The following is a 15,066-nucleotide window of genomic DNA, read 5'->3' on the forward strand; positions in this document are numbered from 1 at the left end:
CGACGATGGGGCGGCGGACCCGACGCACGGGAGGACCCATGGCAGCCGCGACGCCCGTCCCGGAGAGCACCTTGGCCTGGCCGCCGACGCTGAGCCCCTACCTCGTGGTGGCCGACGCGCGCCGCGCCATCGCCTGGTACATCGAGGTCTTCGACGGCCACCAGCGCGGCGAGGTCCACCTCATGCCCGACGGCGCGGTCGGGCACGCCGAGGTCGGCATCGGCGACGCCGTGCTGATGCTCGCCGACGCTGGCGCGGGCGGCGCCCCGGTCGCGGCGCCGGACTCCCCCGCCGTGTTCACCCACACCGTCCACGTCCAGGTCCCCGACGTCGAGGCCACGTTCACCCGCGCGGTCACCGGCGGCGCCACCGTCGAACGCCCGCCCACCGACGAGGACTACGGCCGGGTCGCGGTCGTCATCGACCCCTTCGGGCACCGCTGGCTGCTCGACACCCCGCCCGCGCGCGCCACCCGCCGCCGCGTCGGCGACGTCGCGTACGTGACGATGGTCGTCGCCGACGCCGAGGCGGCCAAGGCGTTCTACGCCCACGTCCTGGGCTGGTCCTACCACCCGGGATCGACCCCCGGCGGGTGGGCCGTGGCCGACCATGACGACCTCGGCCTCCACGGCGCGGGCCCGGGGGCCACCGGGCAGGTGCAGCTCTGCTTCCGCACCGACGACATCGAGGCGGCCCTGCGCCGGGTCCGGGAGCACGGCGGCGAGACCGGCCCGGTGCGCCGCCAGCCCTACGGGTTCATCGCCGACTGCGTCGATCCCCTCGGCGCGGTGTTCCAACTGTGGGAGGCCGCCGGGTAGCGGCGCGGGCCTGGTGGTCAGCGGCGGGTGCGGAAGGTGCGGCGCAGGTCGCTCACCCAGGCGTCGGGGTTCTCCCAGGGGATGAAGTGGCCGCCGCGGTCGTGGGCGTTGACGTTGACGTGGTTGAACCAGCGGGCTTGCTGACCGGAGGTGAACGCCTGGACGCGCTCCTCGGCGGTGTGGACGCCGGGCGGGTTCTCGTAGGTGACGAACGTGAGCCCGACCGGGGCGGCCACGGGCGGGGTGCGGTCGTGGGCGGGGGTCCACGGGTGGCGGTTGGCGTTGGCGTAGTAGTGCATCGAGGTGGCGATGGAGTTGTTCGCCCAGTAGATGGTGGCGTGGGTGAGCAGGTCGTCCTTGGTGAACACCGACTCGACGTCGCCGCCGTTGTCGCTCCAGGCGTGCCAGCGCTTCAGCAGCCAGGCGAGCAGCCCGGCCGGTGAGTCGCTGAGCCCGTGGGCCAGGGTGGCGCCGTCGAGCATGTGCGCGGCGAGGTGGGACGCCCAGCGGTGGTCCAGTTCGATGACGCGGGCGCGGACGTCGGCGGGCTGGTCGTCGGTCAGCGGCCGGTTCCGGGCGAAGTCCCAGGCGCGGGGGCCGGTGAAGAAGTCCAGCGGCAGACCGGAGCCGATATGGATGCCGTAGAGCGCCTCGGCGTGTTTGTGGCCGAGTTGGCTGGTGACGAGCGCGCCGATGTCGCAGCCCCCGGCGGCGTACTTCCCGTGTCCCAGGGTCTGGGTCATCAGGGTGTGCCAGAGGTCGGCGACCTTCCAGAAGTTGACGTCCGGGAAGCCGGTGAGCGGGCCGGGGAAGCCGAAACCGGGCAGGGACGGGACGATCACCTCGAACGCGTCGGCGGGGTCGCCGCCGAACGCGGCCGGGTCGGCGAGCGGGTCGATCACCTTCGACCAGTGCCAGAACGTCCACGGCCAGCCGTGGGTGAGGATCAGCGGGATGGGGCGGGGGCCGCGGCCGGGCTTGCGCAGGAAGTGCACGGGGACACCGGCGACGCTGACCTGGTAGTGCTCGTAGGCGTTGATGGCGGCCTCGGCCGCGCGCCAGTCGTAGGCGTCGCGCCAGTAGGCGACCAGCTCACGCAGGTAGCTGTTGGGGACCCCGTAGGACCAGTCCTCGTTGCCCTCGTCCACCGGCGGCCGAGTCGACGCGAGACGGGCGCGCAGGTCGTCGAGGACCCGGTCGGGAACGTGGATCGGGGTGGGCTCCAAGGGGAAGGCGGTCACGGTTCCTCACCAGGTCAGGACAGCGGCGGAGTTGGCAGCACGCGGGTCTCGCCGATCGCGAGGTCCCACAGGTCCTCGACTGGGCGCCCGGTGGCCGCCCACGCGGCGCGGACCCGGTCCAGCGGCTCGGCGACCGGTTCCCGGGTTAGCACGAACGTGCCCCAGTGCATTGCCGCCAGCCGCCGCGCGCCCAGGTCGGCCAGGGCGCGCACCGCCTCGTCGGGGTCCATGTGGACCGGCGACATGAACCAGCGCGGCTCGTAGGCGCCGATCGGGAGCATCGCCACGTCGATGCCGGGGTAGCGGGCGCCGATCTCGGCGAACCAGTGCCCGTAGCCGGTGTCCCCGGCGTGGTACACGCGGGCGCCCGCCGCGGCCATGACCCAGCCGCCCCACAGGGACGCGCAGGTGTCGCGCAGGCCGCGCCTGCTCCAGTGGTGCGCGGGCACGAAGTCGAACGTCACGCCCGCCACGGTCGCCGACTCCCACCAGTCGAACTCGACCACGCCGGTGAACCCGCGCCGGGTGAACCACTTCCCGGACCCGCCGGGCACCAGCAGCGGCGTGTCCCTGGGCAGCCGCCGCAGCGTCGGCAGGTCGAGGTGGTCGTAGTGGTTGTGGCTGATCACCACCGCGTCCACCGCGGGCAACGACTCCCACGCCACCCCGGGCGGGGTGATCCGCCGCGGCGTCCCCGGGATGCGGTCGGACCACACCGGGTCGGCCAGCACGCACGCCCCGCCCATCCTGATCACGTAGCTCGCGTGGCCCACCCAGGTCAGCGCGACCTCGGCCGCGCCCACCTCGGGCAGCCCCACCTGGGTCACCGGGATGCGGTGCGCCTGGTCGGTCGGCCCGCGGAACCCGCCGGTCCGCAGCACCCGCACGACGTCGCCGAGCCCGGGCAGCGGCGAGGTCAGCCGGTCGGCGAACGACGCGGGCCACACCCGATCGGCCGTCACGGCCCCACCGGCGCGGCCATCAGAACGCGGGCCACGGGATCGGGCGGCCATCGGCGTCCGGGGTCGGGTACACCGGGGCGGCCAGCAGCGCCGCGGTCCGCGACCGCAGCGCGTCGACCTCGGCGCGGGTCAAGTGCTCGGCCAAATCCTCGGCCAGGTCGCCCTTGAGGGCGGCGTTGAGGGTGTGCAGCGCCGCCACCGCCTCATCCGGCAGCGCCTCCCCCGCCCACCCCCACAGAACCGTGCGCAACTTGTTCTCGCTGTGCAGGCAGATGCCGTGGTCCACGCCGTAGACGCCGCCGTCGGTGCCGTGCAGGACGTGCCCGCCCTTGCGGTCGGCGTTGTTGAGGACCACATCCAGCGCCGCCATCAGCGCCACGGCCGGGTTGTCGGAATGCGCCAGGACCGCGGGCTCGCCGAACCGGTCGTGCGCGCGCAGGATCGGCCGCCACCCCGGGGGCAGGTCCTCCGGGGCGATCACGTCGACCAGGTCGTCGCCTTCCTTGGTCTCCACCCACAGCTGCACCATGCCCGGCCCGAACGGGCCAGGCCGCAGCACCGTGGGCGGGACCAGCGCCAGCCCCGCCGCCCGGGTCACCAGATACGCCGACACCTCCCGCCCAGCGAGGGTGCCATCAGGAAAGTCCCACAGCGGGCGCTCACCCCGGACCGGTTTGTACACGCACTTCGCCGACACCCCGGCCGCCTCGATCGCGCAGAACAGGGTCGCGTTCGACGCGTCCACCAGCCTGCCCTCGACCTCGATGTCCCCGCGCAGCAGGAACTCCCCGGCGTCCGGGTCGGTGGGAAGCACGGGGCTCAGTCCTCTTCGCCGCGGCGGTACCCGTTCTGCCGGGGGCAGACGTGACCGGCCGGGTCGAGCGGCTCGGCGCACAGCGGGCACGGTTTGCGCCCGGCGTTGACGACCCGGTCGGCGCGCTCGGCGAACGCGCGCGCCTCGGTGGGCGAGAGGAACACCCGCACCGCGTCGGGCCCCTCCTCGGTGTCGTCGAGCACGACCGACTCGTCGACCTCGCCCTCGGTCGCGGCGAGCAACTCGATCACCACCGCGCGGGTCTCGGCGTCCCAGCCCAACCCCATGGTGCCGACGCGGAACTCCTCCTCCACCGGCACCTGCAGCGGGTCGGCGTCAACGAGGTCATCAGGCACGTCGGCGGGGATCTCCGCGCCGAAGCGGCGGTGGACCTCCTCCAACAGCGACCCGATGCGCTCGGCGAGCACCACGACCTGCTGTTTCTCGATGGTCACACTGACCGTGCGGGCGCTTTCGACCGCCTGCAGGTAGAACACTCGGTCACCGGGTTGCCCGACCGTGCCTGCTATGAAGCGGTCGGGCTGACGGAAGACGTGGATGACACGGGCCATGGCACCTCCGACCTTATGGGACATCGCCGGATCGAGCAGGCCTTACCCGCCGGTTTGCCGCACACGTCCACCGTATCGGGCCGCCCTTGCCCAGTCGGTAGGGTCCTGCTTGTGGTGAAGATCGCTTCATACGGTACCTGGGGTTCGCCGGTCGCCGCGGCCGATGTCGCCCGGGCGAGCAGCAGCCCCGCGTGGGTGACCCGGCACGCCAGCGGAGTGTGGTGGACCCAGACCAAGCCCGCCGAGGGCGGGCGGCTGGCGCTGACCCGCGACGGCCGGGACGACGGCCGGGACGACGGCGATGGCGCCCGGGAGGTGCTGGGCACGCCGTGGAACACCCGCAACCGGGTCCACGAGTACGGCGGCAGGCCCTTCACGCTGCTCGACACCCCCGGCGGCACCCGGGTCGCGTTCACCCACTGGGGTGATCAGCGGGTGTACCTGCTCGACCCGGACGACCCCGATGCCGCCCCGGCCGCGATCAGCGCCGCCCCGGACCGCCCGCACGGGGTCCGCCACGCGGACCTGGTCGCCGGGCCCGGCGGCACGCACGTGTGGTGCGTGCGGGAGACCGTGACCGGGCAGCGGCCCACCGATGTGCGCCGCGACCTGGTGGCCCTGCCCGTCGACGGCGGCCCCGCCCGGGCGCTGGCCGCGAGCCACCACTTCATGACCGCGCCGAAGCCGAGCCCGGACGGCCGCCACGCCGCCTGGATCGGGTGGGCGCACCCGGACATGCCCTGGGACGGAGCCCAGTTGTGCGTGGCCGAGATCCTCGGCGACGGCGGGTTCGGCCCGCACCGGGTCCTCGCCGGTGGGCGGCGGGAGGCGGTCTGCCAGGTCGAGTGGGAGTCCCCGGAGTCGCTGCTGGCGCTGACCGACCCGGACGGCTGGTGGAACCTGCACCGGGTCGGCCTCGACGGGACCGCGGTGAACCTGGCGCCAGGGCCGTGGGAGATCGGCGGCCCGCTGTGGCAGCTGGGCAAGCGGTGGTTCGCCGCCCTGGGCCGCGGCCGGTTCGCGGTGCTGCGCGGGCACCGGCTCGCGGTCCTCGACGAGCGCACCGGCACCGTCACCGACGTCGACAGCGACTTCACCCGCTGGAGTGATGTGTCCGCGGGCCCGGACGGGGTGGTCACGGCGTGCGCTGCTGGCCCGTTCGCCGACTGGACCGCGGTGCGGCTGGACCTGTCCACCGGGGACCTGACCGAGCTGAGCGCCCCGGCGGAGAACCTGCCGGACCCCGCGTACCTGCCGGAGCCGGTCGCCCGGGTCTTCCACAGCCCCGACGGCCGCGAGATCCCCGCCTACCTGTACCCGCCGACCAACCCCGACCACGCCGCCCCCGAGGGGGAGCTGCCGCCGTACCTGGTGCACGTCCACGGCGGCCCGACCGGGCAGTTCTCCCCCGTGCTGGACGTGGAGTTCGTGTACTTCACCAGCCGAGGCTTCGGGGTCGTCGCGGTCGACTACGGCGGTTCCACCGGCTACGGCCGCGCGTTCCGCGAGGCCCTCGACGGGCAGTGGGGCGTGGTCGACGTGCGCGACTGCGCGACCGTGGCCGCCGCGCTGGCCGCGGAGGGCGTCGCGGACCCGGCCCGGCTGGCGGTGCGCGGCGGCAGCGCGGGCGGGTGGACCGCCGCGGCGTCGATGACCACGGTCGACACCTACGCGTGCGCCACGATCATGTTCCCCATCCTGGACCTGGAGGGCTGGACCAGCGAGGGCGCCGAGACCCACGACTTCGAGTCCCGCTACGTCGAGCGCCTGGTGGGGCCGCTGCCCGAGCACCGCGACCGCTACCGCGACCGCTCCCCGGCCAACCACGTCGACCGCCTGACCGGCCCGGTGCTGCTGCTGCAAGGTTTGGAGGACGAGATCTGCCCGCCCGAGCAGGCCGACCGGTTTGTCGCGGCGCTGGACGGCACCGGCGTCCCGCACGCGTACCTGACCTTCGAGGGCGAGCAGCACGGGTTCCGCAAGGCGGAGACGATCACCGCGGCGCACGAGGCCGAGCTGTCGTTCTACGGGCAGGTGTTCGGGTTCACCCCGCCCGGGGTGCCGGTGCTGGAGCTGCGCCGATGACGCGGACCAGACCGGCCCGGCTGCGCCCGGGGTCGACGGTCGCCGTGGTGGCCCCCGCGGGCCCGGTCTCCCCCGCCCTGCTCGACACCGGGGTGGCGGTGCTGCGGTCGTGGGGGTTGACCGTCGAGGTCGCCCCGCACGTGCTCGACCGGCACCCGACCCTGCCCTACCTGGCGGGCGCCGACGCCGACCGGGCCGCGGACTTCCAGCGGGCGTGGTGCGACCCCCGGGTCGACGCGGTCGTCTGCGCCCGCGGCGGCTACGGCACCCAGCGCGTCCTGGACCTGCTCGACTGGGACGCGATGGCCGCGGCTGGCCCGAAGGTGTTCGCCGGGTCCAGCGACGTCACCGCCCTGCACGAGGCGCTGGGCGCGACCCTGGGGGTGGCGACCCTGTTCGCCCCGATGATCGCGGGCGCCCTGTTCGACGCCGACGCCCAGCGCCACCTGCGCGACACCTTGTTCGCCCCGGAAAGCGTGCAGCGGCTCATCGGCCCGGCCACCGCCACCGCCTGCCACGGTGTCGCGCGCGGGGTGACCGTGGGCGGGAACCTGACCCTGCTCGCCGCGGGCGTGGGCGCCGAGGGGGTGGCGCCGCCGCCGGACGGGGCGATCCTGCTGCTGGAGGACGTCGCGGAGCCCCCGTACCGGATCGACCGGATGCTGACCCAGTTGCTGCGGGCGGGCTGGTTCACCGGGGTGTCGGGGATCGCGTTGGGCTCGTGGGCCGACTGCGGGGACCTGGCGCTGGTGCGCGATGTGGTCGCGGACCTGCTGGGCGGGCTGGGGGTGCCGATGGTGTGGGAGCTGGGGTTCGGGCACTGCCCGGGGCAGCTGACGGTGCCGCTGGGTGTGGACGCGGTGCTCGACGCCGACGACGGCACCCTGACCATGGCCGAGCCCGCCCTGCGGTGACCACCGGCAACGGCTGGGACGCCGGAGTGTTCGGACCGGGTGCTGCTATCGGGTGCGGGCGGCACAGAGCCGAGAAAGCGGCGATATCGAGGGTGACGACGGGGACCGGGTTGTGGGCCTATCCCCACCGCAGCGTGGCCTCGCCGGTGTGGTTCTGGGGGCCGGACGGTTCGCCGAAGACGGTGGCCGTGTAGGTGAAGGGCTGCCCGAACTTCAAGTCGTGGTCTTCGTAGTCGAGAACCATGATGCTGCCCTCGTAGGTTCCCTCGACCTCGCACTCGGTGTGGAACGTGCCGCCGTACCCCTGCATTCCGACCATGCCGATGACCTTCGTGCCGGGCTGGGTGCAGGTGCCGCGCCAGTGCAGGGTGATGTCCTTGGGCGAGGGCGTCGCCCGGGCTCCCACGAAGGAGAAGGCGTCTTGCGCGGTGTCTGCTTGGGCGGGCGCCGCCGCGCCGAGGAGCGCGCCGACGGCCATCGCGGTGGCGGCCAGGTGTGCGAGGTGCTTCATCGTCGTCTCGCCTGTCTGCTCGGCTGAGGCGGACCGGTCGAGGGCGCGCTCAGCATTCAGGTGACGGCAAGTAGTTGGACCGTCGCCCTGTGTTTACACCGCTGCGTGCGGGCGAGCCAGCCGAGTCATCCCCCGACCGAGTGGAGCTTCGCCCCGGTCAGGCTTTGGCGGGGGCCGGGTCGACGGTGACGAGTTCTTCGCGGTCGCCGAACAGGCGCAGGGGGTCGTTGCGCAGGAGGGTGAAGCCAGCGAGGATCGACACGGCGACGGCGCCCGCGATGAACGGCCAGTTGTAGAGCAGGTCTTCTCCGGCCGGGGAGTAGGTGAGCACCAGGAACACCGCGGCGCTGACCAGGATCGCGAGCTGTCGTCGCTGCCAGGGCAGGGCGGCGGCGATGACGAAGCCCCAGGTCAGGTACCAGGGCAGGGTGGCCGGGGAGAGGACGGCGACGGCGAAGAGGATGAACGCCATGCGGCGGACCGCGTCCGAGCCGCCGTGGCGGGACAGCCACCACTGGCGGATGCCGATGGCGAAGAACGCCAGGCCGCCGATGACGCGGGTGGTGTTGACGAACCAGCTCTTGTTGGCGTCGATGAACACGTCCACCACGGTGTGCGCGATCTCGCCGACCGCGGTGGGGATCGACAGCCAGTTCACGATCATCGTGGGGGCCTGCAGCGCCTTGAACCAGCCGAGGTTGACCCCGGCGACCAGGGTGGTCACCGCGAAGGTGACGACGAAGGTCGCGAACGCGGCGGCCAGGGCGCGGGCGAAGTTCTTCCAGAACGTCGACTTCAGGTGCCCGGCCCACACCCACACCAGGAACGGCAGGGCGATGGTGGCGGTGGCCTTGACCGCGGCGCCGAGGGTGACCAGGGCGATGCCCAGGACGTGTTTGCGTTCCAGGACGCACAGGGTGCCCGCGGCGAGGAACCCGACCATGAGCAGGTCGTTGTGCGGGCCGCCGGTGAGGTGCACGACGGTCATCGGGCCCGCGATGGCAAGCCACAGGGTGGTGGGCAGGTGCCCGCCGAGGTGGCGGACGAGGCCGGGCAGCGCCCACACCAGCAGCACCAAGCCGATCATGAGGACCAGGCGCATGAGGACGACGCCGAGGATCATGTTGGTGCCCGCGACGGCGGCGACGCCCTTGGCCAGCAGGATGAACATCGGCCCGTAGGGGGCGGGGGTGGTCTGCCAGAACGGGTGGACGTTCTGCACGACCTCCTGCAAACCCAGCACGATCGGCCCGACCGCGTACGGGTCCTGCCCGTAGAGCGGCAGGGTGCCCTGGGCGATGTAGGAGAACACGTCGCGGGTGAAGATCGGCGGGGAGAACACCAGCGGCGCGATCCAGCACGCCGCGGCGACCAGCACCGGGCGGGACCCGACGCGTCCTGCGATGACGTGCCTGCCCAGCCGCACCCACGCCCACACCACCAGGGCGAAGCCGAGGTAGAGGGTGCCGGTGGCGAGCATCTGCCCGTGGCCGTAGCGGATCCACGACAGCGGTCCGTGTCCGAGGACGGGGTCGCTCACCAGGACGCCCGCGGCGCCGAAGGAGCTGAGCAGGATCAGCAGACTGCCCGCGGCGCCCAGCGCGATCGTGCGCACGGGCAGCGGACCAACCCGCTCGTCGGGCCGGTCGGTGCGACCGTCGACAGCGGATTCAACGTTCACTGCGTTCTCAGCGACCAAGGACTCTTCCACGTCTGGAGACGGATCTGTGGTGGTGGCCATCGTTGGATGAGATTACACAGGGGGTGTCCGACACTTTCGCGCAATGGTCCGCAATGGCCGCCGGCCGCCGCCGCGGGGTCAGTCGTGGGGTCAGTCGTGGTGTCACTGTTTCGGCCCGTGGTCGAGGTGGTCGACGGGCTCGCCGCGGCCGGGGTCGGGCAGCGCGGCGAGCAGTGACCGGGTGTAAGCGTGCTTCGGGTCGCCGAGCACGTCTTCGACCGAACCCTGCTCGACGATGACGCCGCCGCGCATGACCGCGACCCGGTCGGCGATGTTCCAGGCCAGCCCGAGGTCGTGGGTGATGACCAGGGCGGCGAGCCCGAGTTCGGCGCGCAGCCGCAGCAGCAGGGCGAGGATCTCCCCGCGCACCGAGGCGTCCAGCGACGCGACCGGCTCGTCGGCGACCAGCAGCCGCGGCGCCAGCGCCAGCGCGCCCGCGATGACCACGCGCTGGCGCTGCCCGCCGGACAGCTCGTGCGGCAGGGCGCCCGCGTAGCGCTCGGGCGGGCGCAGTTCGGCCGCGGCGAGCGCGGCGGCCACCAGGTCGGCTTCGTCGCCGGGGACGCGGTGGATGCGCAGGCCCTCGGCGACGGCCTCGCCGACGGTGTGGCGGGGGTTGAGCGCGCTGGTCGGGTCTTGCAGGATCAGCTGCACCTGCCGCCGGTGGGCGCGCAGCCCTTTCGCCGAGGTTGGCAGCGGTTTCCCGGCGAACAGAACCCGCCCGGAATACGGGCGCCGCAGGCCGAGGATCGCGCGGGCGAGGGTCGTCTTCCCCGAGCCGGACTGGCCGACGAGGGCGACGATCTCCCCGGCGCACACGCTCAGGTTCACCCCGGCCACGGCCTCGACCGCGCCGAACCGCACCCGCAGGTCCTCGACCCGCAGCAGCTCCTCCCTCACCATCGCGGTCCCCGGTTCGGGTGATTTTCCGGCGGTGGCGGGGGCGTAGCGGTGGCGGGGGTCGCCGACGGTGGGGAACGCCGCGGCCAGCGCCCGGGTGTGCGGGTGGGTGGGGGCGGCGATGACCGCGCGGGCGGGGCCTTCCTCGACGATCTCCCCCTGGCGCATCACCGCGAGCCGTTGGCAGGTGGTGGCGAGCACCGACAGGTCGTGGCTGATCAGCAGCAGCCCGATGGCGCGCTCGGCGACCAGGCGGGTGAGCACGCCCAGGACTTGGGCCTGCACGACGACGTCGAGGGCGGTGGTCGGCTCGTCGGCGATGATCAGCTTCGGCTCGCACGCGAGCGCCATGGCGATCATGACGCGCTGCTTCTGCCCGCCGGACAGCTCGTGCGGGTAGGCGCCTGCGCGGTCGACGGGCAGCTCGACCTGCCGCAGCAGGGTCTCCACGCGGGCGCGGACCTGGGCGGGGCTGGTCGTGGGGGTGTGCAGGCGGATCGGCTCGGCGATCTGGTCGCCGACGCGGTGCACGGGGTTGAGGGCGTGCATGGCGCCCTGGAACACCACCGACGCCCGCGCCCAGCGCACCGCGCGCAGCGCCCCCCAGGTCATCGTGGCCACGTCCGCGCCGTCGAGCAGGATCCGCCCGCTGACCTGGGCGGTCGGGGGCAGCAGCCGCAGCACCGACAGCGCCAGGGTCGACTTGCCGCAGCCGGACTCCCCGGCCAGGCCGAGGGTCTGCCCGGCGTCGAGGGACAAATCGACCCCGCGCACGGCGTGCTCTCCCGGGTAGCGCACGTGCACGTCGCGCAGTTCGAGCAGGGTCATCTACGGCTCCCGCAGCCTCGGGTTGAGCACGGACTCCAGGGCGCGCCCACACAGGGTGAACGCGAGCACGACCCCGGCGATGGCCAGCCCCGGCGGCACCAGGTACCACCAGGCGCCCGCGGTGACCGCGCCGCTGCCCGACGCCGAGCGCAGCATCGCCCCCCAGGACACCTGGGTGGGGTCGCCCAGCCCGAGGAACGACAGAGTGGACTCGGCGACGATGGCGGTGCCCACGGCCAGGGTGGTGTTGACGAACACCAGCGGCAGCACCCCGGGCAGCACGTGCCTGCCGATGACGTGCAGGTGCCCGCCGCCCAGGGCGCGGGACCGCTCGATGTAAGGGCGGGCGGACACCGTCAGCGTCTGCGCGCGGACCAGCCGGGCCGCCGACGGCCAGGAGGTCAGGCCGATGGCGAGCACGATGGTGCCCACACCGCGGTCGAGGACGGTGGACAGCGCGATCGCGAGCACCAGCGACGGCAGCACGAGGAAGAAGTCGGTCACCCGCATCAGAGCCGCGGCGGCCAGACCGCCGAAGTGCCCGGCGACGAGCCCGACGACGGTGCCGATGGCGATCGACAGCAGCGTCGCGGCGAACCCGACCAGCAGCGACACCCGCGCCCCCCACAGGGTCAGCAGCAGCACCGACCGCCCGTTCTCGTCGGTGCCCAGCCAGTACTGGCCGCTGGGCGGCTCCAGCCGCCCGCCGGTGGCCTTGGTGACCTCCAAGCCCTGCGGGTCGGTGATCAGCGGCGCGAGGACGGCCAGCGCCACGATCAGCACCAGCGCGCCCAGCCCAACCACCCCAGCCCGGTGACGGGTGAACTCCCGCCAGGCGCTCACGAGGCACGCACCCGGGGGTCGAGGACCCGGTAGAGCAGGTCCGCGGCGAGGTTCATCAGCACCACCGCGCCCGCCAGGACGATGAACGTGCCCTGCAACAGCGGCAGGTCCGGCCCGCGCAGCGCCTCATAGGTCAGCAGCCCCAACCCCGGCCAGGAGAACACCGTCTCCACCGTGATCGCCCCGGACACCACCAGCCCCAGGTGCAGGAACACCAGGGTGACGGTGGGCAGCAGCGCGTTGGGCACGGCGTGGCGCCTGCGGACCTGGTCGTCGCGCAGCCCCTTCGCGCGGGCGGTGAGCAGGTGGTCGGCGGCCATCTCCTCCACCAGCGACGACCGCATCACCAGCTGGTACTGGGCGTAGACGACCGCGACCAGGGTCGTCACCGGCAGCACCATGTGGTGGGCGGTGTCCAGCGCCTGGGACAGGAAGTCCGGCGGGGTGTCGGGGTAGGTGATGCCCCCGGAGGGGAACAGGCCGCCGGTGGCCGAGAGCAGCAGCAGCCCCAGCCAGAACGTCGGCGCCGACCACAGGGTCAGCGCGATCCCGGTGGCGGCCTTGTCGAAGCGGCTGCCGCGCCGCCACGCCGACCGGGCGCCCAGCCACAGCCCCAGCGCCACCGCCAGGACCGTGCCCACGCCCACCAGCAGCAGCGTCGGGCCGATCCGCTCGCCGATCTTCTGGGCGACCGGCACGTTGAACGTGTAGGACACGCCCAGGTCGCCGCGCAGCAGCCCACTGAGATAGCGCGCGAACTGCTCGGGCAGCGGCCGGTCCAGCCCCAGCCGGGCCTGGAGTTCGGCGATCTGCTCGGCGCTGACCGGGCGGCCCCTGGTCATGGTCTGCACCGGGTCCCCCGGCAGCGCCCGGAACAGCAGGAAACCCAGCACCACGATCATGGCCACGCTCAGCAGCGCCCCGCCGACCTTGGTCAGCGCGTACCGGACGGCCCCGCCACCGCGCGGGGCGGGCGTGGCGGGCGGGTCCCCGCTCGGGGCCAGCACATCGGACACCGGCCCTCACTCCCGCTCGTCGGCGGTGGCCGCGCGGCGCCGGGCGAACACCAGCGCCCCGGCCGCGGCCAGGACCACCACCCCGCCCACCACACCGAGCACCACCCCGGTCGAGCGGCCCCCACTGGCGGACACCGCCACCGGGGTGGCGCTGTAGTACCCCCAGTACGACTGCTGGTTCATGATCATCCCACCCGGGTCGGGCGAGACCTGGAACGGCGCGAACCGGTCCTTGCGGTAGGCCTCCAGCATGTTGTCGTAGCCCAGGATCACCATCGGCGCCTGCTCGTGCAGCACCTGCTGCATCCGCTTGACCAACTCGGCCCGCTTGGCCCGGTCGAACTCCTGCAACTGCTGCGCGTAGAGCGCGTCATAGGTCGGGTCACACAGGAAGCTGTCCGGCGTCGCGCCCTTGCCCCCCGCGTCCGGCCGCGCCGCGCACGTCTGCAACCGCAGGATGTAATCCGGGTCCGGGTTGCCGTTCCACCCGCTGTAGGCCAAGTCGAACGTGCCCGCGGTGGTCGCCTCGTTGACCTTGGTGTCCGACACGGCCCGCACCTCGACCTCGATGCCCACCTCCCGCAGCCACTCCTTGACGAACGGGGCGGACTGCTCGTCGAAGTTCGTGCCCGCGTGCGCCAGCAGCCGAAACGCCAGCCGCCGCCCGCTGGCCGGGTCCACCCGCACCCCGTCGCCGCCGCGCGCGTACCCGGCCGCGTCCAGGGCCGCGTTCGCCTTGCCCAGGTCGAACGGGCGCGCCAGCTCCGGCGGCGGCGACCAGTGGAACTCGGCGAACAGCGGCGGCACATATCCGCTGCCCGGCTCCCCGTACCCGCCCCACACCTTGTCCACCAGCGCCCGGGTGTCGATCGCCTGCGCGATCGCCCGCCGCAGCCTCGGGTCGCGCAGCGCCGGGTGCCCGTCGCCGATCGGCGCCCCGGTGTCGTCCGCAGCCCCCGGATTCATGAGCAGCTCGTTGAACCGCTTGCCCTTGGCGTTGTTGCGCTCCACCGCTGGCTCACCGGCCAACCGGTCGAACTGCGCCGGAGTCAGCCGGTTGACCAGGTCCACCTCGCCGTTGAGCAGCGCCTGCACCGCGGCGTCGGCGTTGGTGTAGTACACGAAATCCAGATGGTCGATCTTCGGCGCGCCCCGCCAGTAGTTCTTGTTCGCCGTGAGCCGCGTGTACTGGCTCTCCTTGAACTCGGTGATCACGAACGGGCCGCTGCCCACCATCGGCAACGCCGGCGGCGCGCCCACGTCGGCCACCTTCGACCACACGTGCTCCGGCACGATCGGGATGTCCAGCGCCGTCATCGTCGCCTGCGGCGTCTTCGTCTTCACCACCAGCGTGCGGTCGTCGACCGCGCGCACCGACTCCCACGGCGCCACATAGTTCCCGTTCGCCGTGCGTGCCACCTCGTCACGCAGCATCAAGTCGAAGGTGAACGCCGCGTCCCGCGCGGTGATCGGCGCCCCGTCGCTCCACCGCGCGCCAGCGCGGATCGTGAACGTCCAGGTGAGCTTGTCCGCCGAGGGCTCCCACCGCTCCGCCAACCCCGGCTCCGGGGCCAAGTCGTCCGCGCTCGCCGTGGTCAACTGCTCGAAGTTCGCCCGCAGAATGTCGGTCCCCGTTCGGGTGATCGACAGGAACGGGTTGAGCGAATCCACCTCCTGGGTGACCGCGACCCGCAACGTGGTCCCCGGCTGCGCCCCCGCCGGGGCGCCCGCGGCCATGCCCGCCGACAGGGCCACCACCACGGCCGCGCCGCCCAACCCCCATCGCCGCACCCGCACCGCGATCACCCCTTCCCCATGTGG

At 73.2% G+C, this 15,066-nt stretch carries 13 protein-coding genes; 3 read left to right on the forward strand and 10 right to left on the reverse strand.

The features are described 5' to 3' along the window. Positions 1–38: 38 nt before the first annotated feature. Complete coding sequence (locus ACZ6SD_RS10450) at positions 39–818, forward strand: VOC family protein (protein ID WP_465316638.1); 780 nt, start codon at positions 39–41, stop codon at positions 816–818. Between the two features lie 17 nt (positions 819–835). Here ACZ6SD_RS10450 and ACZ6SD_RS10455 read toward each other — a convergent pair whose 3' ends face one another. Genes ACZ6SD_RS10455 through ACZ6SD_RS10470 form a run of 4 tightly spaced genes read right to left on the reverse strand, consistent with a single transcriptional unit; the run spans position 836 to position 4,407 of the window. After that, positions 836–2,059 carry an epoxide hydrolase family protein gene (locus ACZ6SD_RS10455; protein WP_465316639.1) on the reverse strand — a complete coding sequence of 408 codons (1,224 nt, stop codon included), beginning with the start codon at positions 2,057–2,059 and terminating at the stop codon, positions 836–838. Positions 2,060–2,073: 14 nt separating this feature from the next. Beyond that, positions 2,074–3,021: an MBL fold metallo-hydrolase gene (locus ACZ6SD_RS10460; RefSeq protein WP_465316640.1), complete on the reverse strand. Its 948-nt coding sequence runs from the start codon at positions 3,019–3,021 to the stop codon at positions 2,074–2,076. A gap of 19 nt (positions 3,022–3,040) precedes the next feature. Beyond that, positions 3,041–3,835 carry an SCO1664 family protein gene (locus ACZ6SD_RS10465; RefSeq protein WP_465316641.1) on the reverse strand — a complete coding sequence of 265 codons (795 nt, stop codon included), beginning with the start codon at positions 3,833–3,835 and terminating at the stop codon, positions 3,041–3,043. Between the two features lie 5 nt (positions 3,836–3,840). Next, entirely contained in the window at positions 3,841–4,407 is a 567-nt protein-coding gene (locus ACZ6SD_RS10470; protein WP_091446823.1) for a DUF3090 domain-containing protein, read from the reverse strand. Between the two features lie 111 nt (positions 4,408–4,518). On the opposite strand from ACZ6SD_RS10470, the gene ACZ6SD_RS10475 reads away from it, so the two are divergent. Further along, on the forward strand, positions 4,519–6,492 hold the full coding sequence (locus tag ACZ6SD_RS10475; RefSeq protein ID WP_465316642.1) for an alpha/beta hydrolase family protein: 1,974 nt from the start codon (positions 4,519–4,521) through the stop codon (positions 6,490–6,492). Continuing rightward, positions 6,489–7,406, forward strand: coding sequence for a S66 peptidase family protein (locus tag ACZ6SD_RS10480; protein ID WP_465316643.1), 918 nt, complete (start codon positions 6,489–6,491; stop codon positions 7,404–7,406). The genes ACZ6SD_RS10475 and ACZ6SD_RS10480 overlap by 4 nt, the downstream gene beginning before the upstream one ends. Positions 7,407–7,524: 118 nt before the next feature. On the opposite strand, the gene ACZ6SD_RS10485 is transcribed toward ACZ6SD_RS10480, so the two are convergent. The 6 genes from ACZ6SD_RS10485 to ACZ6SD_RS10510 form a co-directional block, all read right to left on the reverse strand. Further along, positions 7,525–7,917 carry a hypothetical protein gene (locus ACZ6SD_RS10485; protein WP_465316644.1) on the reverse strand — a complete coding sequence of 131 codons (393 nt, stop codon included), beginning with the start codon at positions 7,915–7,917 and terminating at the stop codon, positions 7,525–7,527. 157 nt (positions 7,918–8,074) lie between these two features. Continuing rightward, positions 8,075–9,658, reverse strand: a complete 1,584-nt coding sequence (gene mptB / locus ACZ6SD_RS10490) for a polyprenol phosphomannose-dependent alpha 1,6 mannosyltransferase MptB (protein ID WP_465316645.1) — start codon at positions 9,656–9,658, stop codon at positions 8,075–8,077. A 102-nt stretch (positions 9,659–9,760) separates the two neighbouring features. Beyond that, positions 9,761–11,386 (reverse strand): nickel ABC transporter ATP-binding protein NikE, encoded by a 1,626-nt coding sequence (nikE, locus tag ACZ6SD_RS10495; RefSeq protein WP_465316646.1) that lies wholly within the window; start codon positions 11,384–11,386, stop codon positions 9,761–9,763. Further along, entirely contained in the window at positions 11,387–12,229 is an 843-nt protein-coding gene (locus tag ACZ6SD_RS10500) for an ABC transporter permease (protein ID WP_465316647.1), read from the reverse strand. Then, entirely contained in the window at positions 12,226–13,245 is a 1,020-nt protein-coding gene (locus ACZ6SD_RS10505; protein ID WP_465316648.1) for an ABC transporter permease, read from the reverse strand. The genes ACZ6SD_RS10500 and ACZ6SD_RS10505 overlap by 4 nt, the downstream gene beginning before the upstream one ends. Before the next feature lie 6 nt (positions 13,246–13,251). Beyond that, positions 13,252–15,042: an ABC transporter substrate-binding protein gene (locus tag ACZ6SD_RS10510; RefSeq protein WP_465316649.1), complete on the reverse strand. Its 1,791-nt coding sequence runs from the start codon at positions 15,040–15,042 to the stop codon at positions 13,252–13,254. Between the last annotated feature and the right edge of the window lie 24 nt (positions 15,043–15,066).

It is taken from the genome of Actinokineospora sp. NPDC051303 (genome assembly GCF_055586285.1).

Coding starts and splice junctions, on each gene's coding strand:
- ACZ6SD_RS10480 (WP_465316643.1), top strand. CDS start 6,489: ATGACGCGGACCAGACCGGCCCGGCTGCGCCCGGGGTCGACGGTCGCC.
- ACZ6SD_RS10485 (WP_465316644.1), bottom strand. CDS start 7,917: ATGAAGCACCTCGCACACCTGGCCGCCACCGCGATGGCCGTCGGCGCG.
- ACZ6SD_RS10450 (WP_465316638.1), top strand. CDS start 39: ATGGCAGCCGCGACGCCCGTCCCGGAGAGCACCTTGGCCTGGCCGCCG.
- mptB (WP_465316645.1), bottom strand. CDS start 9,658: ATGGCCACCACCACAGATCCGTCTCCAGACGTGGAAGAGTCCTTGGTC.
- nikE (WP_465316646.1), bottom strand. CDS start 11,386: ATGACCCTGCTCGAACTGCGCGACGTGCACGTGCGCTACCCGGGAGAG.
- ACZ6SD_RS10470 (WP_091446823.1), bottom strand. CDS start 4,407: ATGGCCCGTGTCATCCACGTCTTCCGTCAGCCCGACCGCTTCATAGCA.